Annotated in this window: 19 protein-coding genes; 14 read left to right on the plus strand and 5 right to left on the minus strand. The window is 64.6% G+C overall.

Annotated elements, in window-relative coordinates; genetic code table 11:
- Nucleotides 1-194: 194 nt before the first annotated feature.
- From G503_RS0112265 to G503_RS0112290, 5 genes are all read right to left on the minus strand, one after another.
- Complete coding sequence (locus tag G503_RS0112265) at nt 195-638, minus strand: GatB/YqeY domain-containing protein (RefSeq protein WP_028027788.1); 444 nt, start codon at nt 636-638, stop codon at nt 195-197.
- Nucleotides 639-832: 194 nt separating this feature from the next.
- Nucleotides 833-3,040 carry an ABC transporter permease gene (locus tag G503_RS0112270; protein WP_028027789.1) on the minus strand — a complete coding sequence of 736 codons (2,208 nt, stop codon included), beginning with the start codon at nt 3,038-3,040 and terminating at the stop codon, nt 833-835.
- Nucleotides 3,030-3,788 carry an ABC transporter ATP-binding protein gene (locus G503_RS0112275; protein ID WP_028027790.1) on the minus strand — a complete coding sequence of 253 codons (759 nt, stop codon included), beginning with the start codon at nt 3,786-3,788 and terminating at the stop codon, nt 3,030-3,032. Before G503_RS0112275 ends, G503_RS0112270 begins: the two co-directional genes overlap by 11 nt.
- Before the next feature lie 532 nt (nt 3,789-4,320).
- The gene (locus G503_RS0112285; protein ID WP_051191259.1) at nt 4,321-5,415 is read right to left on the minus strand and encodes a sensor histidine kinase; all 1,095 of its coding nucleotides are present in this window, start codon (nt 5,413-5,415) and stop codon (nt 4,321-4,323) included.
- The gene (locus G503_RS0112290) at nt 5,412-6,086 is read right to left on the minus strand and encodes a response regulator transcription factor (protein ID WP_035023088.1); all 675 of its coding nucleotides are present in this window, start codon (nt 6,084-6,086) and stop codon (nt 5,412-5,414) included. Before G503_RS0112290 ends, G503_RS0112285 begins: the two co-directional genes overlap by 4 nt.
- Before the next feature lie 443 nt (nt 6,087-6,529).
- Between G503_RS0112290 and G503_RS0112295 the strand changes: the two genes are divergently transcribed.
- The 14 genes from G503_RS0112295 to G503_RS0112360 all read left to right on the plus strand — a co-directional run bounded on the left by G503_RS0112295 (nt 6,530) and on the right by G503_RS0112360 (nt 21,887).
- Complete coding sequence (locus G503_RS0112295; RefSeq protein WP_028027793.1) at nt 6,530-7,021, plus strand: PH domain-containing protein; 492 nt, start codon at nt 6,530-6,532, stop codon at nt 7,019-7,021.
- A complete protein-coding gene (locus tag G503_RS15225; protein WP_035023090.1) occupies nt 7,021-8,970 on the plus strand; it encodes a PH domain-containing protein in 1,950 nt (649 codons plus the stop codon). The genes G503_RS0112295 and G503_RS15225 overlap by 1 nt, the downstream gene beginning before the upstream one ends.
- Before the next feature lie 92 nt (nt 8,971-9,062).
- On the plus strand, nt 9,063-9,914 hold the full coding sequence (locus G503_RS15230) for a hemolysin family protein (protein WP_051191260.1): 852 nt from the start codon (nt 9,063-9,065) through the stop codon (nt 9,912-9,914).
- A gap of 221 nt (nt 9,915-10,135) precedes the next feature.
- Nucleotides 10,136-10,954: a hypothetical protein gene (locus tag G503_RS0112310; RefSeq protein ID WP_028027794.1), complete on the plus strand. Its 819-nt coding sequence runs from the start codon at nt 10,136-10,138 to the stop codon at nt 10,952-10,954.
- 87 nt (nt 10,955-11,041) lie between these two features.
- A complete protein-coding gene (locus tag G503_RS0112315) occupies nt 11,042-11,704 on the plus strand; it encodes a potassium channel family protein (protein ID WP_028027795.1) in 663 nt (220 codons plus the stop codon).
- 18 nt (nt 11,705-11,722) lie between these two features.
- Nucleotides 11,723-12,394 carry a potassium channel family protein gene (locus G503_RS0112320; RefSeq protein ID WP_028027796.1) on the plus strand — a complete coding sequence of 224 codons (672 nt, stop codon included), beginning with the start codon at nt 11,723-11,725 and terminating at the stop codon, nt 12,392-12,394.
- A gap of 56 nt (nt 12,395-12,450) precedes the next feature.
- Nucleotides 12,451-14,184: a DUF2207 family protein gene (locus tag G503_RS15805; RefSeq protein ID WP_169628175.1), complete on the plus strand. Its 1,734-nt coding sequence runs from the start codon at nt 12,451-12,453 to the stop codon at nt 14,182-14,184.
- Nucleotides 14,185-14,255: 71 nt separating this feature from the next.
- Entirely contained in the window at nt 14,256-14,783 is a 528-nt protein-coding gene (locus tag G503_RS0112330) for a shikimate kinase (protein ID WP_028027798.1), read from the plus strand.
- Between the two features lie 331 nt (nt 14,784-15,114).
- Entirely contained in the window at nt 15,115-16,632 is a 1,518-nt protein-coding gene (locus G503_RS0112335) for an alanine/glycine:cation symporter family protein (RefSeq protein WP_035023094.1), read from the plus strand.
- A gap of 159 nt (nt 16,633-16,791) precedes the next feature.
- A complete protein-coding gene (mobB, locus tag G503_RS0112340; RefSeq protein ID WP_028027800.1) occupies nt 16,792-18,126 on the plus strand; it encodes a molybdopterin-guanine dinucleotide biosynthesis protein B in 1,335 nt (444 codons plus the stop codon).
- Nucleotides 18,127-18,135: 9 nt separating this feature from the next.
- Nucleotides 18,136-19,299 (plus strand): 4Fe-4S binding protein, encoded by a 1,164-nt coding sequence (locus tag G503_RS15240; protein WP_051191262.1) that lies wholly within the window; start codon nt 18,136-18,138, stop codon nt 19,297-19,299.
- 153 nt (nt 19,300-19,452) lie between these two features.
- Nucleotides 19,453-20,307 (plus strand): amino acid ABC transporter substrate-binding protein, encoded by an 855-nt coding sequence (locus G503_RS0112350; protein ID WP_028027801.1) that lies wholly within the window; start codon nt 19,453-19,455, stop codon nt 20,305-20,307.
- Between the two features lie 163 nt (nt 20,308-20,470).
- Complete coding sequence (locus G503_RS0112355; protein WP_028027802.1) at nt 20,471-21,124, plus strand: amino acid ABC transporter permease; 654 nt, start codon at nt 20,471-20,473, stop codon at nt 21,122-21,124.
- Nucleotides 21,117-21,887: an amino acid ABC transporter ATP-binding protein gene (locus G503_RS0112360; protein ID WP_028027803.1), complete on the plus strand. Its 771-nt coding sequence runs from the start codon at nt 21,117-21,119 to the stop codon at nt 21,885-21,887. Before G503_RS0112355 ends, G503_RS0112360 begins: the two co-directional genes overlap by 8 nt.
- Nucleotides 21,888-21,900: the final 13 nt, after the last annotated feature.

Consider the following 21,900-nt stretch of genomic DNA (forward strand, 5'->3'; position numbering starts at 1 on the left):
CGGAATTGCGAAAAGTAAACGGCTGTGGCTACTTTTCGCAATTTTGCGCCACGGGGAAGGGGGCGGCTTTGGCAAAGGGCCTGGTCGGTGGTAGTTGATCGAAGTTGCTGGTGGCAAGGGCTTCGTTTGGCGACTACTTTTCGTTAGTTTGTGCCACTTTTGGGGCTTTCTTTTTGGAAAACGCCCCGAGTTCCTTAGCTCAGCTTGCTGCCCAGCTCCTTCGCAGCGGCTGCCTTGTCGAAGTTGCCGCCGGTGCGCTTCGTGAGTTCGCCCATCACGCGGCCCATGTCCTTCTTGGTGGCAGCCCCGGCGTCGGCCAGCACCGCATCGATAAGGGTCACCAGCTCTTCGCCTTCTACCTGCTTCGGCAGATAGCCCTCCAGGATGGCCACCTGCGCGGTGAGGGCGTCGGTGCGCTCCTGGTTGTTGCCGGCCTTGATGGAGCCGTCCAGCGTCTCCTTCGTCTGCTTGATGACGCGCTTGAGCATGGCGTCCACGTCGGCCTCGGTCACGTCGCGGCGCTCGTTCACCTCGATGGCCTTGCATTCGGTGTGCACCTGGCGCAGAATGTCGCGCCGATGGTTGTCGCGCGCCTTCATGGCCGCCTTGATCTCGTCTTGCAGCACCTGGTATTCCATGGGAAGCGTCCTTTCGTCGGGAAAGCGTTCACCCCATTATAGCGCGCCGCGAAAACCGTAGGGGGCGGCTTCAGCCGCCCCGGGTTGGCGAGAAAGAAGGGCCTGACGGGAGGGTGGTCTGGCGAGAAGGGCGGGCTGAAGGCCGCCCCTACGGTCGCGTCCCTACGCTCGCCCTACGGTTGTCCTACGGGGAATTACCCCTCGGTGAGGGCTGTTTTCGCGATGCCGCGGGCGGCCAGGTAGGTGACGAGCATGTAGCCGCCGTAGATGACGATGGTGAGCCCCGCGGCCATCATGATGGGGGTGAAGGTGCTCACGCCGATGGCATCGAACATGGAGTCGGACAGCACGCCGATGGCGCAGGCTGCGTGGCACACCGCCAGCGCCAGCGGTACGAGGAAGTACACGAGCACCTGGATCAGAAGCGAGCGGTAGATCATGCCCGCATCGCAGCCGAGCTTGCTCAGGATGCGGTAGCGCGGCGCCGAGTCTGAGGCCTGACTCAGCTGTTGGATGGCCAGGATGGCTGCGGTGGACACGAGGAAGATGAAGCCGATGTAGAGCGCCAGGTAGGTGATCATGAGTCGCATGCCGGCCGACTGGTCGGTCATCTCGTGGGCTGTGATGATGCGCGTGACCGGCCACAGCAGGTTCGCGTAGGCGTTGCCGGCGCCGCTGCGCCCCTGCTCGAAGCCGCCCATATCCGAAGGCTGCGTGGCGGCTACGATATCTCCCAGGGCCGTATCGTTCTCGGCAGCGGTCTTGCCGTTGTCGGCGTACATCACGTTCAGCGTTTGGGTCGTGGGAATGAGTCCCTCGGCACCCAGGGCCTCCACAGCCTCATCGGGCACCACGAAGATAAGCGCGGTGGCGGCCATGGCGTTGTCTTCCAGCTGGGTGTCGTAGATGGGGCCGGCCACGGTGAGCTCTTGGTCCGCCACGGTGATGGTCGGGGCCGCCTTCGCCACGGCCTCGGCCAAGGCATTGACGATCTCCATGTTGTTCACCAGGCCGCAGGTGCCCGGCTCAAGATTCACGGCCGGCTGCCCCTGCAGGGTGCGGGCGGCGTTGAAGTCGGACAGCGACATCACAGCCACGGCGGTATCTCGCACCTTGCCCAAGTCGTCGATGCGCATGGCCTCGGGGCTCGCCACGGTTTCGGCGGCATCGATGATCGGGTCGTAGGTCATGTCGGGCAGCGACCACATGCTCACCTGGGCCCATGCGCCTATCGTCTCGGCCCACAGCTCGGGCGCGCCTGCTTCCAGAGCGGCGGCCATGTCCCAGTCGTATTCCTCGGCCAGGGCCAGCCGATCGGGGGCATCAGCCTCCATTTCGGCGCGGCGCTCGCGTTCGCCGGCCGATGAGCCCGCCGTGCCATCGGGGCCGTACCATACCCCGGCACTCAAGGTGGCCGAGTAGGGGTTGGCCTTCTCCACGCCGCCGACGAACACCTCCACGAACCCCATGCCCGACGAGAACACGGTAATGGAGAAGAACAGCAGCACGCACACGGCCCACAGCGACAGAAACGCCGTGTTCACCTTGCTGGCAATCTGGCGCACGGTGAACAGGTTCAGCTTGCGCAGGTACACGCCGCGCAGGCGCGTGAGCACGGCGATGGCGAAGCCGGCCAGCGACCAGAAGAACATGAGCGAGCCCACAAGCATGGCGATGGTGGCGCGCACGAACTCGGGCTGGTCCAGCATCACCAGGCCATTGGCGATGAGCTGCTGGTAGGCGTAGGCCAGCACGGCGATGGCCGCGACGAACACCACGAGGCACGCCCACGGGTTGCGCACTCCGGCCCGCTCGTTTCTCTCGCCGGCGCGGATGAGATCGATGAGCTTGCAGCGGCTCACGGTGAACGTGTTGAACAGGGCCACCACCACATAGATGGCGGCGAAGCATGCCAGGGTGACCACGAGCGCGTCAGGCGAGAACACGAACTGGTAGTTGCTCATGGTGGTGCCGAACAGCGCCGCGGTGAAGAACGACAGCGCCTGGGACAGCAGCACGCCGCAGATAAGGCCCACGGCCAGCGAGATGAGGCCCACGAGCACCGTCTCGTACAGCACGATGCGCGACACATGGCCCGGCGTCATGCCCAGCACCAGGTAGGTGCCGAACTCGCGCTTGCGGCGCCGGATGAGGAACTGGTTCGCATACAGGATGAGGAAGCCCAGCACGCAGGCCACCACGACCGAGAACATGCCGAGCAGCTGGGTGGTCGACTCGAAGACCGAAGCCGAGGCCGAGCTTTCCATGTCGAAGAGGATCTGCTGGCTGCCGATGGAGTTGAACGCGTAGAACACCGCCACGCCGAACAGAAGCGTGATGAAGTAAATGGCGTAGTCGCGTACCGACCGGCGGATGTTGCGCAGGGCGAGCTTAAGATACATGGCCGGCCTCCCCGCCGAGGAAGGACACCACTTCCATGATGCGGGCGAAGAAGGCATCGCGGCTCTCGTCGCCCCGGCGCAGCTCGTTGAACACGGCGCCGTCCTTGATGAACAGCACGCGGTTGGTGTAGCTGGCGGCGAAGGCATCGTGGGTGACCATCATGATCGTGGCGCCCATCTGCGTGTTCATCATCTCCATGATCTCGAGCATTACCGTGGCGGCGCGGGAGTCGAGCGCGCCGGTGGGCTCGTCGGCCAAGATGAGCTTCGGGTCGCACACCATGGCCCGGGCCGCGGCCACGCGCTGCTTCTGGCCGCCGGACATCTGGTAGGGGTACTTGGAAAGCACGCCGTCCACGCCGAGGCGCGCGGCCATGGCGTTTACCTTGCCGGGAATGCTGCGCGCCGGCTCGCCCTTAATGGTGAGCGCGAGCGAGATGTTCTCGAAGCCGGTGAGGGTGTCCAGCAGGTTGGAGTCCTGGAAGATGAAGCCCAAATCGTCGCGGCGGAACTTCGCCAGCTGGCGGCGGGACATGCCGGTGATGTCGCGGCCACCCACGATGATGTGGCCGCTCGTGACGGTGTCGATGGTGGACACGCAGTTCAGCAGCGTGGTCTTGCCCGAGCCCGAGGGGCCCATGATGCCGACGAACTCGCCGGCGGCCACGTCGAAGGAGACGCCGGCCAGGGCATGGGTGACCGAGTCGCGGCTGCCGAAGACCTTCTCGATGGAACGCACCGACAGGATGGGGGAGCCCGCAGGCCGCGGGGCCGCCGCATGGACACCGTGGGCAGCGGCGGCAGGGGCGCCGGCACCCTGGGCGACGCGGCCCGCGGCAGCCGAGGAGGCGCCGGGCGCGTAGGCATCGCGCGAGAAGGCGGCGGCCAGGCCGTCGAGGGCGCTGCGGTCGTCGGCCGAAAGCGGCAGGGGCGTGCCCGGGTCGGCGGGGTTGGCTCCAAAGGCCGAGGGGGTGGGTTCGGTGTACACTTCAGCCATTAGTGGTAGCTCCTCTCGGTCTTGGGCAGCTGACGGGCGATGATGGCGCCCACCGCCCCGATGATAGCAACGGCAAGCATAATCTTCCCTGACGTCTTCACAATGGTCCTTTCTCTCGAATGCGCGGCCCGCACGAGTTCCTTTCGAATCCGTCTCCCGCATTGCGCGGGCTGCGAGCACAATTCCATCCTAGGGAAAGGGGCGCGGCGGCTCCATCGATCGGGCTTACGCTTACCTTACGAACGTGTTAGGTAAGCTCGCCCCGCGCCATAGGTTCGGACGCTTACGCGCCGTAGAGTTCTTTGCGGGTGCGGTCGTGGGGGAAGGTGAGGATGACGCGGGTGCCGGTGCCCTCTTCGCTGGCCAGGCCCACGTGCAGGCCCATGGAGGCGCACAAGCTGGCCACCAGGTACAGCCCCATGCCCGTAGCCGATCCGTGGACGCGGCCGACCTGGCCGGTGAAGCCGCGCTCGAAGACGCGGGGCACGTCGGCGGCGGGGATGCCGCAGCCGTTGTCGCGCACCTCCAGCACCGTGCGGCCCCGCGGGGTGCCGGACTCTTCCTCGCGCGCCGTGAACTCGATGCTCGTGGCGCCGTATTTCGCGGCGTTCACCACCACCTGCCCCAGGATGAACACGAGCCACGGTTCATCGGCCAGCACCGTCATGGTCTCGGGAATGTTGAAGGCGGGGAGCGCCCCGCGTTCGATGAGGAAGCGTGTGTTGCGCTTGCACGCCTCGCGCGCTGCCTCGCCCAGGCTCACCTCGCGGATGGCATAGTCGCGCTCCACCGAGGTCGATCGAGCATAGTACAGTGCCTGGTCCACCTGGGCCTCGATGCGCTCGAGCTCGCGGGCGATCTTCGCCGACTGGGCGCTCGGCTCATTGGCGAGCATGAGCTTTACCGCGGCAATGGGCGTCTTCGTCTCGTGGATCCACAACTCGATGTAGCGACGGTAGGCCGCAGCGTCTTCCTGGAGCTTGTCGGTTTCCGCGGCGGCAAGCGAGCTGATGCGGGCCGCGGTTCCGTAGGCAATCTGCCCTTCCAGAAAGGCGGGTTCGGCGACGAGCGCCGGCAGCACGCGGGCTTGCCGCAGCGAGGCGAGCAGCCTGCGCAACTCGTGGTAGAAGGCGGCTTTGCGGCGGTAGTCCAGAAAGCCGGCGCCCACAGCCAGAAGGGTGAGGATGTCGGCTATGAGCAGGACGCCCGCGGAGGTTACGCCAAGCGCGGGCAAGATGAGCGCGAGGCTTACCAGGCTGAGCACGAGCGCCGCCAGCCCCAGCGCGTTGTCGCGCACGTAGGTGGCGGGCGTGAAGGCGGCGAGGTCTTCGATGGAGAAATCGTCGCCAGCGGGAGAGCAGAGGGGCAGCTGGCTCATACGGCGTACCCCACGCCACGGCGCGTTACGAGGAAGTCGTCGGGCACGCCAAGGGAGGCCAGCGTCTTGCGCAGGCGATTCACATTCACGGTGAGGGTGTTGTCGTCGATGAAGGCATCCGACTCCCACAGCGCGCACATAATCTCGCTGCGCGGCACCACGACGCCCGGATTCCGCATGAGCGTCTGCAGGATGCGCAACTCGTTGCGGGTAAGCTCGGCGGTGCGGTCGCCGAAGGAGACGGTGCCGGCGCCAATGTTCAAGGTGACGCCCTTGTGGCGCATCGTCATATCCGCCGCCGGTCCTGCGCTGCGCCGCAGCAGGGCCTGCAGGTGGGCCAGCAGCACGGCAGGGCGGTAGGGTTTGGTCACGTAGTCGTCGGCCCCCAGGTTCATGGCCATCACTTCGTCGAACTCGCTTTCCGAGGAGGTGAGCATGAGAATGGGCACCGAGCTTTTCGCCCGAATGTCGCGGCAGATGGAATGGCCGTCGGCCCCGGGCAGCTTCAGGTCGAGCACGATGCAGTCGGGCTCGGCGGCCAGGGCCCGGGCGGCGGTGTCGGCCCAAGTGCCCTCGTAGACGCCCACGGCAAAGCCGGAAAGTTCCAGCACGTGGGCCAGTTCCGTGCGCAGGGCCACGTCGTCTTCGATAATATAGATGCGCTGGGCCATGGCGGCCGCCTCCTTCATCTTGCCCCCCGGCATTCCGGGGGCGATTGCCAGCCTGCCCATTCTACCGCGATGGCCCTGTCGCGGGAACGGCGACCGCGTACTCTTACAAGAGCGTAAGCGGCCTGCCGGCGATGTCGGTCGAGTCGACCCCTGCTTTTTGCACGAGATTTGGAGTTATGAGCGTCTTCCGAAAGAAAAGGAGGACGGTTTTATTGAAATTCATTAAATCTTAGAGTCTTGAAGGGCTGTATGACGCTCATAACTCCAAATCTCGCACAAATAGGGGAGGTTGCGTCAAACGAAGATGGTCATGGATTTCCTCCAAGGTCGAGCAAGTATTAAGTTTTCGCGAGAATTGCTGAAAGTGGGGTAGTATGGTCAGCGCATTTTCAAGCAGCGGTGAGCGTCGTTGGCGGCGCCCCGCGAGGGGCGAAAGGACATATATGAGAGAGATGCCCGCTAACCAGCTGAATCCGCGCATCAAGAACGTGTGGCGCATCAGCGACGCTATTTGGATCGTCATCGCGTTCCTGTGCTGCTTCGCGCCGTTTGCGATCATTGCGGCAGTTGAGCCGTCGGAGACCTGGGCGGGGTTCGTGGCCCTTATGGTGGCCGTGGTCTTCGCGGCGCTGTTCGTGTTCTTCGTCGTGGTGCTGCCGCCCATTCGCTATGCCCGCTGGCGCTACGAGCTGACCGACGACTACCTGGATATCGCCCGGGGCATCTTCTGGCGCAAGCGCTTCATCATTCCGTTCATCCGCGTGCAGAACACCGATACGCGCCAAGGACCGGTGCTGCGGGCCTTCGGGCTGTCCAGCGTCACCGTGGCCACGGCCGCCGGTGAGCACGAGATTCCCGGCCTGGGCAACGAAGAGGCCGACCTGCTGCGCGACCGCGCCGCCGAGCTGGCCCGTCTGGCCCGAGAGGATGTCTAATGGAGGCCCCGCAGCAGACCCAGCAACCGCAGCCCGCGCCTCAGCCCGAGGGCGCTGAGCCGGTGAAGCACCACGTCCACCACAGTTACATGTGGCTCGAGAGCATCCGCACCCTGGTGGTGGTTGCCCTGGCTGTTCTGGTGACGAACTTCTCCACCATTGCCGGGGTCATCGCCGATGGAGGCCTCGACGGCCTCCCTACGGGCCTGGCCCTGGCCCTCGTAGCCGGCGGGTCGCTCCTCGCCATCCTCGTGGTCGTCGGCATTGTGGTGGCCATGCGGGTTGTCAGCTACAAGCACCTGTACTTCATCGTAGGACCCGAAGAGTTCACCCTCTGCTCCGGCGTGTTCAGCAAGAAGCGCGTGCACGTGCCCTACCAGCGTGTGCAGTCTATCGATCAGCGGGCCACGCTGCTCCAGCGCATCTTCGGGGTGTGCACGGTGCTCATCGACACGGCCGGTGGTGCCTCGAACAAGGCCATCACCGTACCTTATGTGACCAAGCAGCAGGCAGAATGGCTGCGCGCCGAGCTGTACAACCGCAAGAACCACCTGGCTGCCGTGGCCGCCAGTGTGGTCGGAACTGCCGTGACTGTTCCCGGTGCCCCGAGCGCCTCCGCTGCGGCCAGCCCCGCTGCTCCCGCCGCCAGCCCCGCGGTCGCCCCCGCGCCCGGCATCGCCGCGGGTGCCGCAGCCCCCAGCGCCCCGGCCCCGGTCGGTCAACCCGCGTTCGGCAACGTGCTCGACATCGGTTCGCAGGCATGGGACGAGGTGGGCGGCCTGTTCGCCGGCGCTGGTGTGGACACGGGCCGCGTCACCTACGAGTACGGCCTCACCAACAAGGAGCTCTTCCTCACGGGCCTTTCGGGCTCCACCTCGGCAGGCCTCATCCTTCTCGGTCTGATCGTCGGCCTCTTGCAGCTGGTGGGCAACGCCTTCGAGCTGTTCGGCGATGCGGCGAACAGCGTGGTGGCCAGCGCCGTCAGCTATGCCACATCCCAGGCCATGGGCGCGGTCGTTGGGCTGGTCGTCGTGCCGTTCATCGTGGTGCTGCTCGTGCTGTGGCTGTTGTCGGCTCTCGGCACCTGCGTGAGCTACGGCGGCTTCAAGGCCCGTCGTCGCGACAACCGCATCGAAGTGGAGTACGGCCTGCTCAAGCACAGCTTCCAGGGCCTTGCCGTAGATCGCGTGCAGTCGGTCAGCATCAACCAGACCTTCATTCGCCGTCTGCTCGGCTATTGCGAGATATCCCTGGGCAAGATCGATGCTGCCGAGGGGGAGAATGCCAGCAACAACCAGAACGCCAACGAGCTGCTGAACAAGGGCCTGGTGGTGCACCCCTTCGTGAAGGTGAGCCGCGTGCCGGAGATCTTGGCCGGCCTCATTCCGGAATTCGCCGACCTGCCCCAGGATTCCATCCCCGTGGCGAAGGTGGCTCTGCGCCGGGCCCTCATCCGCCGCGGTATCGTGCAAGGCGGCGGCTTCTGGTGCGCCGTGGCGGCCGCGATCTTGGCAGCGGCCCTTGCGGCCGTGGGCGCCGCCGCCGAATCGGGAGTGCTGTACCTCGAGAGCGACGACTTGTTCCTTCTGTCCATGGGCTCTGTGGCGGCTATGGGCCTGTTCGTCTGGGCCGCCATCCTCTTCATCATCGACATCATCGGCGCGGTGCTGTGGGCCCGCGAGTCCAGCTTCGCCTTCAACCGTCGTTTCATGCAGGTGAGCAACGGGGGTCTGTCGCGCACCACCATCAGTTTCCCCCGCCAGAAGATCCAGTTCGGCTGCGCCCGCAGCAACCCGCTGCAGCGCCGTGCCGGCACCCGCACGCTGCTGGCCACCACGGCCGCCGGCCAAGGGGGCACCACCACGACGCTCGTGGACGTGCCGGCGGAAGACGCCGCGGCGTGGCTCGACTGGCTGAAGCCGGGCGGCAACCAGGCCTGCGGTTCCTAGCGCTGCCGGCGAGCAATCAAAAGCGAAACTCACGGGGGCGGTCTCGGGCCGCCCCCGCTGTTTTGCGGCCGAAATATGGTAAAGTACCCGCCATGGCTAAGACAGACGACATATCACCCAAGCCGGGCTTCCTCGAGTTTTTGAAGCCGGGCCGCCGCGACACCGTGTCCGAAGACGAGATCAAGGACATGGTGGCCGACAACGACGAGCTCCTCGACGACGAGAAGCGCATGATCAACGACATCCTCGACCTGGCCGACATGACCGTGCGCGAGATCATGAAGCCCCGCGTGGACATGATCATGGCCGAAGATGTGGAGCCGGCCCGCACCGCCTTGGAGCGCATGCGCGGCACCGGCTACTCCCGCTTGCCGGTGTACCACGAGGAAGTGGACGACGTCATCGGCATCGTGAACTACAAGGATCTCATGGGTCCGCTCATGGACGGTCGCATGGAAGGCCCCGTGTCCGACTACATGTTCGAGCCGCTGTATGTGCCCGAGACCAAGAATGTGCTGGCCCTGCTCTCCGAGCTGCAGGAGGCCCGCATGCAAATGGCCATCGTAGTGGACGAGTACGGCGGCACCGACGGTCTTATCACCATGGAAGACATCGTGGAGGAGATCATCGGCGAGATCGTGGACGAGACCGACCGCGACCGCGAGCTCGTAAGCGCCTTCGGCCCCGACCAGTGGCGCTGCGACGGGCGCTTCCCCGTGGAAGATGCCGTGAAGCTGGGCTGGCCCATGGAGGAGTCCGACGATTACGAGACCGTGGCCGGCTGGCTCATCCACACCCTGGATTTCGTACCGAAGGTGGGCGACGAGTTCGTCGTGGACGGCTTCTCCTTCAAAGTGGAGAAGATGCGCCGCAGCCGTATCTCGGTGATCCGCGTGAAGAAGCTCGATGAGGAAAGTTGTGGAGAGGCTTCCATAATAGCGTAAAATCGCGCGGCTCCGACCTGCGGGAATGCTGCGACCTCCGTTTGTCAAGCGAACAAAACGTGAACATCGGCGGTCGCCATTTTTCCTTCTGGAGCCAACTAGGGTAAAATAGCCGAGTCAAAAACAGCATATCTTTTCATGCCTGCAGCAATCCCGCCCATAATCCAACACGCTGCAACCGCTCACGCGGTTTAGTTTCGTGCTGTCGAGAAAGGGAACACGTGGTTACAAGACGCAAGCAAAGTCACCGAGGGCTCGCCGCTTTGGCCGTGGCCGGTGTCTGCGTGTTGTCCATGCTGGCGGTCGGATTCCTCGGTTTCGACTGGGCCTCCGCAGGTTCTCATGACGCGAATGCCACCTCCTTCGGCCTTGAGCGCCAAAGCGCCAATGCGCTGCCGGCCGGCGAGGTTACCCCTGAAACGGTTGACGACAAGTCCGATGCCGACGTGCTGCCCGTGGAGGATATCTCCGAGGGCGCTTCCCTGGCCATGGCTTCTTCCCGCGACGTGAGCGCCGGTGTGGAAGAGATCGCCGCTGAGGAAGAGGCTGCTCGCATCGCAGCGGAAGAGGCGGCCCGTGCCGCCGAGCAGCGCGCCATCGATCGCGCCGACGCGAGCCGCTCGAAGTACTACGCCACCTACGGCGGTTTGCCGGCGGGCGATGTGGACTTCTCCGTGGGTGAAGAGGCGTTCGTGGCCGAATGGACCAGCCGCATCGACAACTATCTGGCAGGCAGCCCGCTGGCCGGCCATGGCGAGACGTTCGCCCAGGCCGCCTGGGAGAACGGCATCGACCCCCGCTGGTCGCCGGCTATTTCCAACACCGAGTCCACCAAGGGTCGGGTGTGCTTCAAGTCGCACAACGCCTGGGGCTGGGATCAGTCCAGCTGGAGCAATTGGGACACGGCCATCCGTGCCCATGTGGCCGGTCTGGCCCGCGGCTACGGTTTCACCATCAGCTACGCCTATGCCCAGCGCTACTGCCCGCCCAATTATGACAACTGGTACCGAGATACCTTGAATCAGATGCAGTTGATCTAAAAGAATGAGAAAATGGCTTCGGCCATTTTCTTTTATAGGGGCATAGTTGGCCGTGCTGCCCCGTCAGGTTGGAAAGGACTTGAGCGCATGAGCAACGTCATCGTCGTGGGATGCGGGCGCGTGGGATCGCAGCTGGCGAACATGCTCTCCGACAACGGCAGCAACGTGTGCGTGATCGACCGCAACGCCGATGCCTTCGCCAACTTGGGCCGCAACTTCAACGGCAGCACCATCCAGGGCGTCGGCTTCGACGAGGATGTGCTGATCAAAGCCGGCGTGGAGGAATGCGATGTGTTGGCCGCCGTGACCCAGTCCGACAACGCGAACCTCATGTGTGCCGAGGTGGCCAACCACCTGTTCGGCGTGCCCCACGTGATCTCGCGTTTGTACAACCCCGACCATGAGCGCGCCTACATGCAGCTCGGCATCGATTACGTGTGCGGCACGTCGCTTGTAGCCGAGGACGTGTTCTCCAAGATCGTGTCGGGCCACGGTTCGCATATCGACACCTTCGGCGAATTCGAAGTGCTGCGCTTCACCCTGGATTTGTCCAGCCGCGACAACGCCCGCACCATTCGCGTGTCCGAGCTGGAGCGCGACCACGAGGTGCGCATCATCGCCTTCGAGCGCGCCGACGGATCGGCCTCGTCTATCCCCACGGCCGACTCGCTGCTGTACGCGGGCGATTCTATTCTCGCTTGCGTGCGCCATGATGTGATTGCCCAGTTCTCGCGCTATATTCTGGACTAGTTGGATTAAGGACTCGCCATGTACATCGTTATCGCCGGCGGCGGCAAAATCGGTTCCTATCTCGCGTCCATCCTGTTGAAAAGCGGCAACGACGTGGCCGTGATCGAGGAGAAGCTGGCCACGGCCGACCGCTTGTCGGTGGCCCTGGAAGGCCGCTACCTGGTCATTCACGGCGATGGCTGCGATTCGCGCTATCAGGAAGATGCCGGCATCCGCCAGGCCGACGTGTTCGTGTCCACCACGGGTCAGGACGACTCGAACCTCGTGTCCTGCGAGATCGCCCAGCGGGTGTTCCACGTGCCGCGCTGCATCGCCCGCGTGAACAACCCCAAGAACGAGCGCATTTTCCGCGAGGTGGGCATCGAATGCGTGTCGTCCACCACGCTGATCGCGAACCTCATCGAAGAGGAGGCCCTGCTGGGATCGGTGTCGGTCGTGTCGTCGCTGACCCACGGCAATGTGGCTCTGGCCGAGGTGATGGTGCCGCGGATGCGCCGCTTCTCCAACGAGGACGGCGTGCTCATCGAGGAGATCCCCCTGCCCGATAACGCCCTCATCGCCGCGGTGGCCAGTGGGGGCGATGTGGAAGTGGCCAACGCCGACACGCTGCTGTTTCCCGGCGACAAGGCCATCGTGGTGGCCGACGAGGACGTGCTCGACGAGGTGCGTCAGGCGTTCCGGGGGCTGTAGTGGAGCGGGCGCGCTGCTCTCGTTGCGAGGAGCTTTGGCGGAAGATCGCGCTGCTTGTGGCCCTGACCTCCGCGGCGGTCACGGTGGCGCTCGCCCTGTTGGCGCCTGCTCCCGCTTGGGCGGCCGACTACCAGTGCGATCAGGTGGATTTGACGGCCCAGGTGGAAACCGACGGCACGGTAACCGTCACCGACCAGCGCATCTTCGACTTTCCGGCCGACGAGGCCAAGAGCGAGACCCTGACCTGGCTCTACGAGGGCTTTCCCGAGGATTCCTCCATCACTATCAGGCACGTGCGCATGGCCGCCCTCGACAGCGACGACAACGTGACCGGCGAATGGGTGAACCTGGAGCCCACGACCTTTCTGCTGTCGTGGCGCGGTGGCGGTCGACCCGACAGCGACGGCTGGTCCTACGACCAGTTCCAGTCGAAGCTGTACGCCTTCGTGCGCAATCTGCCCGATCGCGCGGTGTTCGAGGTGTCCTACACCGTGGCCCACGGCGTGACGGCCTACGATGATGCCGCCGACTTCCAGTGGCTGTACGCGCCCCGCGACTACACGGTGCCCATGCACCGGGTGCGGGCCACGGTGGTGCTGCCCATGCCCGCCGATGCCACGGTGGAGCCGGGCGAGAACGTGCGCGCCTGGGGTCACGGACCGGCCGACGGCGCCGTGGATGTGGCCCGGGACGGCTCGGTGAGGTTCTTCGTTCCCGAGGTGAGCCCTACGAGTTTCGCCGAGGCCCGCGTGCTCTTCCCCGTGGAATGGCTGACGAACCTAAGCGACGAGGACAAGCTGAAGAACCAGGGCAGCCTGCAGTACTACTGGACCACGCGCTACGAGGAGGGTTGGGTCGATCGCGATTCCCACCAGAAGTTGCTGCGATACGGGCTGGCCTTAGGTGCGCTGGGCCTAAGCTTGGCCGTGGTCGTGGCGGCCCTGGCGGTATATGCGCGCTGGGGTCGCGAGCGGCCGCCGGCGTTTACCGACGACTACAGCTGCGACGTGCCTGCGCCCGATCTGCCCCCTGCGGTGCTGGGGCGGCTGTGGCGCTGGAACCACGAGAGCCCCGACGATGTGGTGGCCACGGTGCTGGACATGGTGCGCCGCGGGGCCCTGCGCCTGCGGATGGACAACAACGGCCGCCCCGAGGCCTTAGAGATTCCCCAGCAGGGGTCCATCTCCGACGAGGCCCTGGACGGTGCGACCCTGGCCCTGCTGAACACCCTGTCGGAAGATGCCGAGAGCATCTCGCTGCGAGAGCTGTCCGCGGCGGCCCACGAGCGCCCGCTCGACCTGCTGCGCGCCGTGCAAGAGTGGCAGCGGAAGCTGACCGATCTGGTGCAGCCGCACCACTTCTTCGATAGCCGGAGCCGAGTGGCCCAGCGCTGGCTGCTGGTGGCGGCGGGTCTGCTGGCGCTGGTGGCCTTGGGCGCCCTCATTCTAGTGGGGTGGCAGGTGGCGCTCATGGTGCTGGCGGCTGCGGCGGCCACGGGCGTGCTGGCGAACTACACCATGCGCCGCACTCCCGCCGGCAACGAGATCGCCGCCCACGCCAAGGCCCTGCGCAACTGGATGCGCGACGGCGGCTGGCAGGCGCAGTGCGAGGAGATGACCGATGCCGAGCGGGCCGAGCTGGTGGTGTACGGCTACCTGTTCGGTGTGCTGAAATTCCTGAAGGAAGAGCCGGGCACCAAGGCGGGCCAGCTGCTGCGACTCGCGCCGTCTCTCACTCACGGCTTCGACGACGCCCTGCGTGCCGCGCACCATCGCGCCGAGGTATCATAACGTTATCGCGCGCGGCTGCCCCGGCCCGGCTTCGGGAGAGCGGTCGCGCTTTGCAAGAAAGGAAGTGCCCCATGAAAGAGAAGTCCTTCGAGCCCGGCCGCGACAACGTGGTGCTCATCGGCATGCCCGGCGCCGGCAAGTCCACGTTGGGCATCGTGCTGGCGAAGATCCTGTGCATGGATTTCGTCGATGCCGACCTGCTCATCCAGCAGTCCTGCGACAAGTCGCTGCAGCGCCTCATCGACACCCTGGGCCCCGACGCCTTCATCGAGATCGAGAACCAGGTGCTCTCCGAGATGAGCTTCGAGCATTCCGTCATCGCCACCGGCGGTTCGGCCGTCTACAGCGAGGCGGCCATGGATCATCTCGGCGAGATCGGCCGCATCGTGTATTTGAAGATCAGCTTCGACGAGCTGAAGTGCCGCCTGGCCGACTTCTCCGATCGCGGCGTGGTCATGAAGGGCGGCATCGGCATGAGCCTGCGCGACCTGTACGACGAGCGTTTGCCCCTGTACGAGAAGTACGCCGACATCACCGTGGACGTGAACGACCTGTCCATCACCGCCGCCGCCCGCAAGGTAGCTGCGGCTCTGAAGTAGGGATCGGATCCCTTTCTCAACAGGGAATTCGTGTTTTCCGAATTTCTCGTTCACGTTTTTCCGAATGTGGATGGCCGGGGAAAGGCGACTCTTTGGGGGAAATACCTGCGCAACGTCGGGCGGCTTTAACGGGGTGTAGTGTAGAATACGGGTCAAGTTTTGCACCAGTGAGGGGACTGGTGCGTCGTATCCATGAGGCCGTTTTCCTGTTGCGAATCACGTTGATGCCGTCTGACGGTGCGGGGCGCCTGTGATTCGCGGGCAGAAAGGCGTGCCCGTTCGCGGAAGTGGGCCGCCCGTTGTGCGCGGACGCTTTCAGAAAGGAGCATCTATGACCGATTTGAACGAGATGCTTGTTGCCTGGACCGGCGAGATCAGCGGGTTCATGTACACCTACATCCTGGTGATTCTGCTGGTGTTCGTGGGCATTTACTTCACGGTGCGCACCAAGGGCGTGCAGATCCGCTATATCAAGGACATGTTCACCCAGCTGATGGAGAAGAAGCACGTGAAAGGCGAGAAATCCATCTCGTCGTTCCAGGCCCTCATGGTGTCCACCGCCTCGCGCGTGGGCACGGGCAACATCGCCGGCATCGCCACGGCCGTGGCCACCGGCGGCCCGGGTGCCATCTTCTGGATGTGGGCGATGGCGCTTATCGGTGCCGCTTCGGCCTTCATCGAGTCCACGCTGGCCCAGATCTACAAGATCCGCGGTAAGGAGGGCGAGTTCCGGGGCGGTCCGGCCTACTACATCCAGCAGGGCCTGGGCCAGCGCTGGCTCGGCATCATCTTTGCCTGGGCGCTCATTTTGTGTTTTGCCTTCGGCTTCAACGGCCTGCAGGCCTTCAACATGACCTCGGCGCTGGAGTACTACATCCCCGACTACGCCACCAACGGCACGGCCATCGGCGTGGGCATCGTGCTCATCGTGTTCACCGCTTTCGTCATCTTCGGCGGGGCGAAGCGCATCTCCATCATCACCTCCATCATCGTGCCCATCATGGCCATCGCCTACATCGTGCTGGCCGTGTGGACTACCATCGCCAACATCGGCGAGCTGCCCGCCGTGTTCGCCGTTATCTTCGAGTCGGCGTTCAACTTCCAGTCCATCGCCGGTGGCTTTGCCGGCTCGGTGGTCATGCTGGGCATCAAGCGCGGCCTGTTCTCCAATGAAGCCGGCATGGGCTCGGCCCCCAATGCCGCCGCCACCGCCAGCGTGTCGCACCCGGTGAAGCAGGGTCTCGTGCAGAGCCTGTCGGTGTACATCGACACGCTGCTCATCTGCACCTGCTCGGCCATGATGGTTATGATCTTCTGGGTACAGGACCCCGAGGCCGCCGCGGCCCTGAACGGCATGCCGCTGGTGCAGCTGGCCGTGAACAACGCCGTGGGCGAGGTGGGCATCCACTTCATCACCTTCGCCATCTTCGCCTTCGCGTTTTCCAGCCTTATCGGCAACTACTTCTACGCCGAGACGAACTTCCGCTACATCTTCAAGAACACCAAGTGGGGCATGGTGGTCTTCCGCGTGCTGTGCTTGGCCGCCATCTTCTACGGCTGCGTGAACAGCTTCGATCTGGCGTGGAATTTGGCCGACATCTTCATGGGCTTCATGGCCATCATCAACCTCGTGGCCATTCTGCTGCTGGGCAAGTGGGCCCTGGCCGCGCTGGATGACTACACCCGTCAGCGCAAGGCGGGCAAGGATCCGGTGTTCCTGGCTTCTAGCGTGCCCGGCATGCCGGCCTGCGAGTGCTGGACCACCGCCGACCTGCCGAACTATGGTGACAACCCGGTGGGAGAGTACATCGAGGAAGCGGCGGCGCTCGATGCCGAGGGACTGAGATAATCCCCCGATTCCCCCGCAGCGAAGGGCGGCGATTCCCCAGGGATCGCCGCCCTTTTTGCGTGCTATACTGGCTCGAAACTATGACGAGCGGCGCTTTCGGCAGTATGCGTGCTGCGGCCTGGGGAGGCGGGGCGCCCACAACAAGATCTGAGGGATCGCATGATTGACATACCGAGCCCCGCCATTGCCATCGTGGGGCGGCACAATTCGGGGAAGACCACGCTCATCGAGCGGCTGATCGCCGAGCTGGTGGGCCGCGGGCTGGACGTGGGCTCTATCAAGCACCATTCGCACCGCGCCTTCGACATCGATCATCCGGGGAAGGACTCGTATCGCCATCGGGCGGCGGGCGCTTCCGAGACGGTGATCGCGGCTCCGGGCCAGGTGGCGCGCATCAAGACCATCGAGGGCGAGGAAGAGTGCGCCGATCTGGTGCGCTCGATGCCCGGGCACGACATCATCGTGGTGGAGGGGTACCGCAAGAGCGGCCTGGCCACCATCGAGGTGATGCGCGCGGCCAACAAGGCCGATGCCCACACGGCCGGGGTGTTTCTGCGCGGCGCCCGCGAGGGGCTGCCTCTGGGGGCCGACTTCACGCAGCTGGGGCGCGGGGAAGGGATGCGGGCCGACGCGGGTGCGGCGGTCTGCGCTGAAACCGATGCCGACGCTGTGGCCCCGGCCGGCGCCGATGCCGGCGAGACCCCCTTCGCCGCCGACGAGCGCGAGAAGATGCCCGCGGGCTCCACCGTGGCTGTGGTCACCGACATTCCCGCGGCACGGGAGGCGGCGGCCCTCTACGGCATCCCCGCTTTCGATCTGGACGACGTGGCAGGTTTGGCCGACTTTTTGGGCGAGCACTACGTGCGGCCCCGGGTGACCGTGGTTATCCAGGCCGGCGGCGAGTCGCGGCGCATGGGTCGCTCCAAGGCCACGGTGCCCTTCGCGGGCCGACCGCTCATCTGCCGTCTGGTCGAACGGCTGCAGCCGGTGGCCGACGAGCTGATCATCACCACCAACGAGGCCGAGAACCTGGGCTTCTTGTACGAGATGTACCCTCATGCCGGCATCCGTCTGGTGGCCGACATCCACAACGAGCGCGGGGCGCTGCCCGGCCTGTACACGGCCCTGCAGGCGGCGTCGAATCCCTACGTGGCCGTGGTGGCCTGCGACATGGTGTTCGCGAGCGCCCGTTTGGTAGTGGCGGAGGCTTTGGCCATGCACGAGAGCGGTGCCGATGTGGTGGCGCCGTCCAACAAGCACGGTTTCGAGCCGCTGCACGCGATGTACCGCAAGGAGGGCTGCCTGGGCCCCGTGCGCGACCGGGTGCAGCGCGGCGAGAAGCGCGTGCAGAGCTTCTTCGGCGATCCTGCCGTAACGGTTCTGCCCTTCACCCAAGATCGCGTGCTGCACGTAGAGCCCCGCGGCGGCTGTTTCATCAACGCGAACACGCCGGAGGAATTGGCGCGCATCGAAGACTCTTATCTGGGAGAGTAGCGAGGAATCATGCCGAATCTGAACGACATTATGGAAATGGTGGACGCCCTGGAGACCAAGGCGGTCATCACCGCGCCCACTCGCTGCGTGGCGGTGCGCAACCGCCACTCGTCGTGCCGCAAGTGCGCCGATGTGTGCCTGGCCGACTGCATCACCGTCGACAAGAACGAGCTGGAGATCGACGCCGGGGCCTGCGTCGCTTGCGGCGCGTGCATCGCTGTGTGCCCTACGAGCGCGCTGGTTTCCGTAGACCCTATGGAAGAGGAACTGGCTGCGGCCGTGGCCGACGTCACGCGGGCAACCGACGGCGTTACCGTGATCGCCTGTGCCCGCAAGGCGGCGCGCCAGACCGGCGACCCCGACAAATACGCCGTGGTTCCCTGCCTAGCCCGCATGGACGAGATGCTGCTGGTAGAACTGGCGGCGCGGGGCATTCAGGACATCCAGCTGGTGGACGGCACCTGCCGCACCTGCAAGTACCGCGCCGCCGTGCCGGCCATCGACGACACCGTGGAATCTGCCCGCACGCTGCTGGAATCCGTGGGTTCCACCACCACGATCACCCGCACCGACGACTTCCCCGCCGTGGCGAAGGTGGCCGACCTGCACAAGGCCGTGGGGGCCGCGCGCCGCGAGTTCTTCACGTCCACGGGCCACTACGCCAAGGACGTGGCGAAGTCGGCGGCTGAGAAGATGGTGAGCGAGAAGCTCAAGCAGCTGAAGCTGCAGAAGGAAGAACAGTCGCTGCGCGAGAAGCTGGGCGTGAAGGCTGGCGCGGGCAAGATGCCCACCATCGAGGCGTCGCGCAACCTGGCCATCCTGGACGCTATGGCGCGCATTGGCGAGCCCGTAGAGCCCGAGATGTTCACGCGCATCTTCGGCGACATCGAGATCGATACCGAGAAATGCAACGGCTGCGGTATGTGCGTGATGTTCTGCCCCACCGATGCCCTGCGCAAGTGCCTGGACAAGCACCCCGACGAGACCCGCGGCTATGTGGAGTTCTCTATGGCCGACTGCACCCAGTGCAATTTGTGCGCCGACGCCTGCCTGAAGAAGTGCATCGAGATCATCCCCGTGGTGAAGATGGACGAGCTGTTCGATTTCGAGCCGCGCCTCGTGGAGATCTCCGCATCCAAGACGGGGAACAAGCTCTTTAACCGCAAAAAGTAGCGGGTTCTGCCGCTTCCCGTGTTATACTTGCCAACACTTCAGTACTTTAGTACGCTAAAGAGGTAAAGTGAACGGACGCGCCGGATAAGCGGTGCGACGGAAGCAACGGACAAGGGGCGGACGAAGGGTTCGCCGCCTTCAAGGGAGGAACCTATGAAGAAGATGACGAAACTGGCGGCCATGGCCGCGACCCTGTGCCTGGGCGCGGCGCTTCTAGCCGGTTGTGCCGGTGCGGGCGACAATGGCGCGGCCGACAATGGGGCCGACAACGGTGCCGCGGCCAATCCCGAGGCCACCACGCTTATTGTGGGCCTCGATAACGCCTACCCACCCTACGGCTTCATCGGCGACGACGGCAACCTGACCGGCTTCGATATCGACCTGGCCACCGAGGTGGCCGCTCGCAACGGCTGGAACCTTGAGCTGGAGGCGATCGACTGGGATGCCAAGGACGCGCTCTTGGGCCAGGGCACCATCAACTGCATCTGGAACGGCTTTACCATGGAGGGCCGCGAGGGCAAGTACGCCTTCTCGAAGCCCTACATGCACAACGAGCAGGTCGTGGTGGTGAAGAAAGACTCCGGCATTAACAAGCTGGAGGATCTGGCCGACAAGAACGTCATGACCCAGGCCGACTCCGCCGCCCTGGACGTGCTCGAAGGTGATCAAAAGGCCCTGGCCGACACCTTTGCCGGCGGCAAGGCCCAGACCATCGGCGACTACAACAACGCCTTCATGCAGCTGGAGTCCGGTGCCGTGGATGCCGTGGCCTGCGACCTGTCCATTGCCGACTACCAGATGGCCGCCAAGCCGGACATGTTCGTGAAGCTGGAGCCCCTGTCCACCGAGAACTACGCCGTGGGCTTCGCGAAGGACGGCGATACCGCCATGGTGGACGCCGTGAACAAGACCTTGAAGGAGATGTACGACGACGGCACCATCGCCCAGCTGTGCGAGAAGTGGGGCGAGTACGGCATCACTATCGACAACTGGGTGCTGACCGACTAGCCGGTCGCAACCTCGCTGACTTCCTTGGGCGCACCCCGGGAGTCGGGAAAGTAAATGTATAGGGAGGGCGAAGTCCTGACGGGCTTCGCCCTCCGTGGCGCTGGGGTGCGGTATCATGGGCACCCGGGTGTAGGCCGGACGGCTAGAGAGGAAGTGGAGAGGCGTGGAATTTCCCGTTATGATGGGCATTCTCATGGAAGGCTTCGGGCTGACGGCCCAAATCTTCGTCATTACGCTCGTGGGGTCGCTGCCCCTCGGCATTGTGGTGGCCCTGGCGCGCATGAGCCGGTTCAAGCCCTTGGCCTGGCTCGCCCAGCTCTACATTTCCATCCTGCGCGGCACGCCGCTCATGTTGCAGCTGATGGCCATCATGTTCGGTCCCTATTACCTGTTCGGCCTGAACATGGGCAGCGATTGGAAGTTCTGGGCCTGCGCTATCGGCTTCATCCTGAACTATGCGGCCTACTTCGCGGAAATCTACCGCTCGGGCATCCAGTCTATCCCGCGCGGCCAGTACGAGGCCGCGGCGGTGCTGGGCTATTCCAAGTCCCAGACGTTCATGAAGATCGTGCTGCCCCAGGTGATCAAGCGCATCATGCCGGCCATGGGCAACGAGATCATCACCCTGGTGAAGGACACGTCTCTGGCCTTCGTGCTGGGTATCATGGAGATGTTCTCGGCGGCCAAGGCCCTGGCGGCCAGCGAGGTGTCCATGATCCCCTACGCCATCGCGGCGCTGGTCTACTGGGTGTTCTGCCTGGGCATCGAATTCATCCTGAACCGCGCCGAGAAGAAGATGGACTACTACCATGACTAACGCTGTTGTTGAGCTCGCCCACGGCAAGAAGGCCTTCGGCGACAACGAGGTGCTGAAGGATATTTCGCTGACGGTGAACGCCGGCGATGTGCTGGCGGTGATCGGGCCGTCGGGCGGTGGGAAGTCGACGCTTCTGCGCTGCATGACGCTGCTGGAGACGCTGGACTCGGGCGATCTGTCCTACGGCGATTTGGTGGTGTGCGCCAACAACGCCGAAGGGCGCGCCGTGTACGGCGATAAGACCACCATCGCCAAGGCCAAGACGCGCTACGGGCTGGTGTTCCAGAGCTTCAACCTGTTCCCGCACTACACGGTGCTGCAGAACGTGACCGACGCACTCATCTGCGCGCAGAAGATGCCGAAGGACGAGGCTTTGGCCCGCGGGCGCGACCTGCTGGCGAAGATGGGCCTGGCCGACAAGGAGGCCATGGTGCCCTGCGATTTGTCTGGCGGCCAGCAGCAGCGCGTGGCCATTGCCCGGGCCCTGGCCATGAACCCCGACGTACTGTTCTTCGACGAGCCCACGAGCGCCCTGGACCCCGAGCTCACCCGCGAGGTGCTGCGCGTCATCCGCGATTTGGCAGCCGAACACATGACCATGGTGATCGTCACCCACGAGATGGGCTTCGCGCGCGATGTGGCCGATCAGATCATCTTCATGGACGGCGGCGTCATCGTGGAGCAGGGTCCCGCCAACGACCTCATCAACAACCCTCAGCACGAGCGCACCCAGGCCTTCCTTTCCAACTACGATCGCGATTAGGCCCAGTGGTTCT

The organism is Adlercreutzia mucosicola DSM 19490, from assembly GCF_000422625.1.
GTDB lineage: Bacteria > Actinomycetota > Coriobacteriia > Coriobacteriales > Eggerthellaceae > Adlercreutzia > Adlercreutzia mucosicola.

Bases quoted from the DNA above. Each gene is read 5' to 3' on its own strand.
- G503_RS0112265 (WP_028027788.1), bottom strand. From the start codon at position 638: ATGGAATACCAGGTGCTGCAAGACGAGATCAAGGCGGCCATGAAGGCG.
- G503_RS0112270 (WP_028027789.1), bottom strand. From the start codon at position 3,040: ATGTATCTTAAGCTCGCCCTGCGCAACATCCGCCGGTCGGTACGCGAC.
- G503_RS0112285 (WP_051191259.1), bottom strand. From the start codon at position 5,415: ATGAGCCAGCTGCCCCTCTGCTCTCCCGCTGGCGACGATTTCTCCATC.
- G503_RS0112290 (WP_035023088.1), bottom strand. From the start codon at position 6,086: ATGGCCCAGCGCATCTATATTATCGAAGACGACGTGGCCCTGCGCACG.
- G503_RS0112295 (WP_028027793.1), top strand. From the start codon at position 6,530: ATGAGAGAGATGCCCGCTAACCAGCTGAATCCGCGCATCAAGAACGTG.
- G503_RS15225 (WP_035023090.1), top strand. From the start codon at position 7,021: ATGGAGGCCCCGCAGCAGACCCAGCAACCGCAGCCCGCGCCTCAGCCC.
- G503_RS15230 (WP_051191260.1), top strand. From the start codon at position 9,063: ATGGCTAAGACAGACGACATATCACCCAAGCCGGGCTTCCTCGAGTTT.
- G503_RS0112315 (WP_028027795.1), top strand. From the start codon at position 11,042: ATGAGCAACGTCATCGTCGTGGGATGCGGGCGCGTGGGATCGCAGCTG.
- G503_RS0112320 (WP_028027796.1), top strand. From the start codon at position 11,723: ATGTACATCGTTATCGCCGGCGGCGGCAAAATCGGTTCCTATCTCGCG.
- G503_RS0112330 (WP_028027798.1), top strand. From the start codon at position 14,256: ATGAAAGAGAAGTCCTTCGAGCCCGGCCGCGACAACGTGGTGCTCATC.
- G503_RS0112335 (WP_035023094.1), top strand. From the start codon at position 15,115: ATGACCGATTTGAACGAGATGCTTGTTGCCTGGACCGGCGAGATCAGC.
- mobB (WP_028027800.1), top strand. From the start codon at position 16,792: ATGATTGACATACCGAGCCCCGCCATTGCCATCGTGGGGCGGCACAAT.
- G503_RS15240 (WP_051191262.1), top strand. From the start codon at position 18,136: ATGCCGAATCTGAACGACATTATGGAAATGGTGGACGCCCTGGAGACC.
- G503_RS0112350 (WP_028027801.1), top strand. From the start codon at position 19,453: ATGAAGAAGATGACGAAACTGGCGGCCATGGCCGCGACCCTGTGCCTG.
- G503_RS0112360 (WP_028027803.1), top strand. From the start codon at position 21,117: ATGACTAACGCTGTTGTTGAGCTCGCCCACGGCAAGAAGGCCTTCGGC.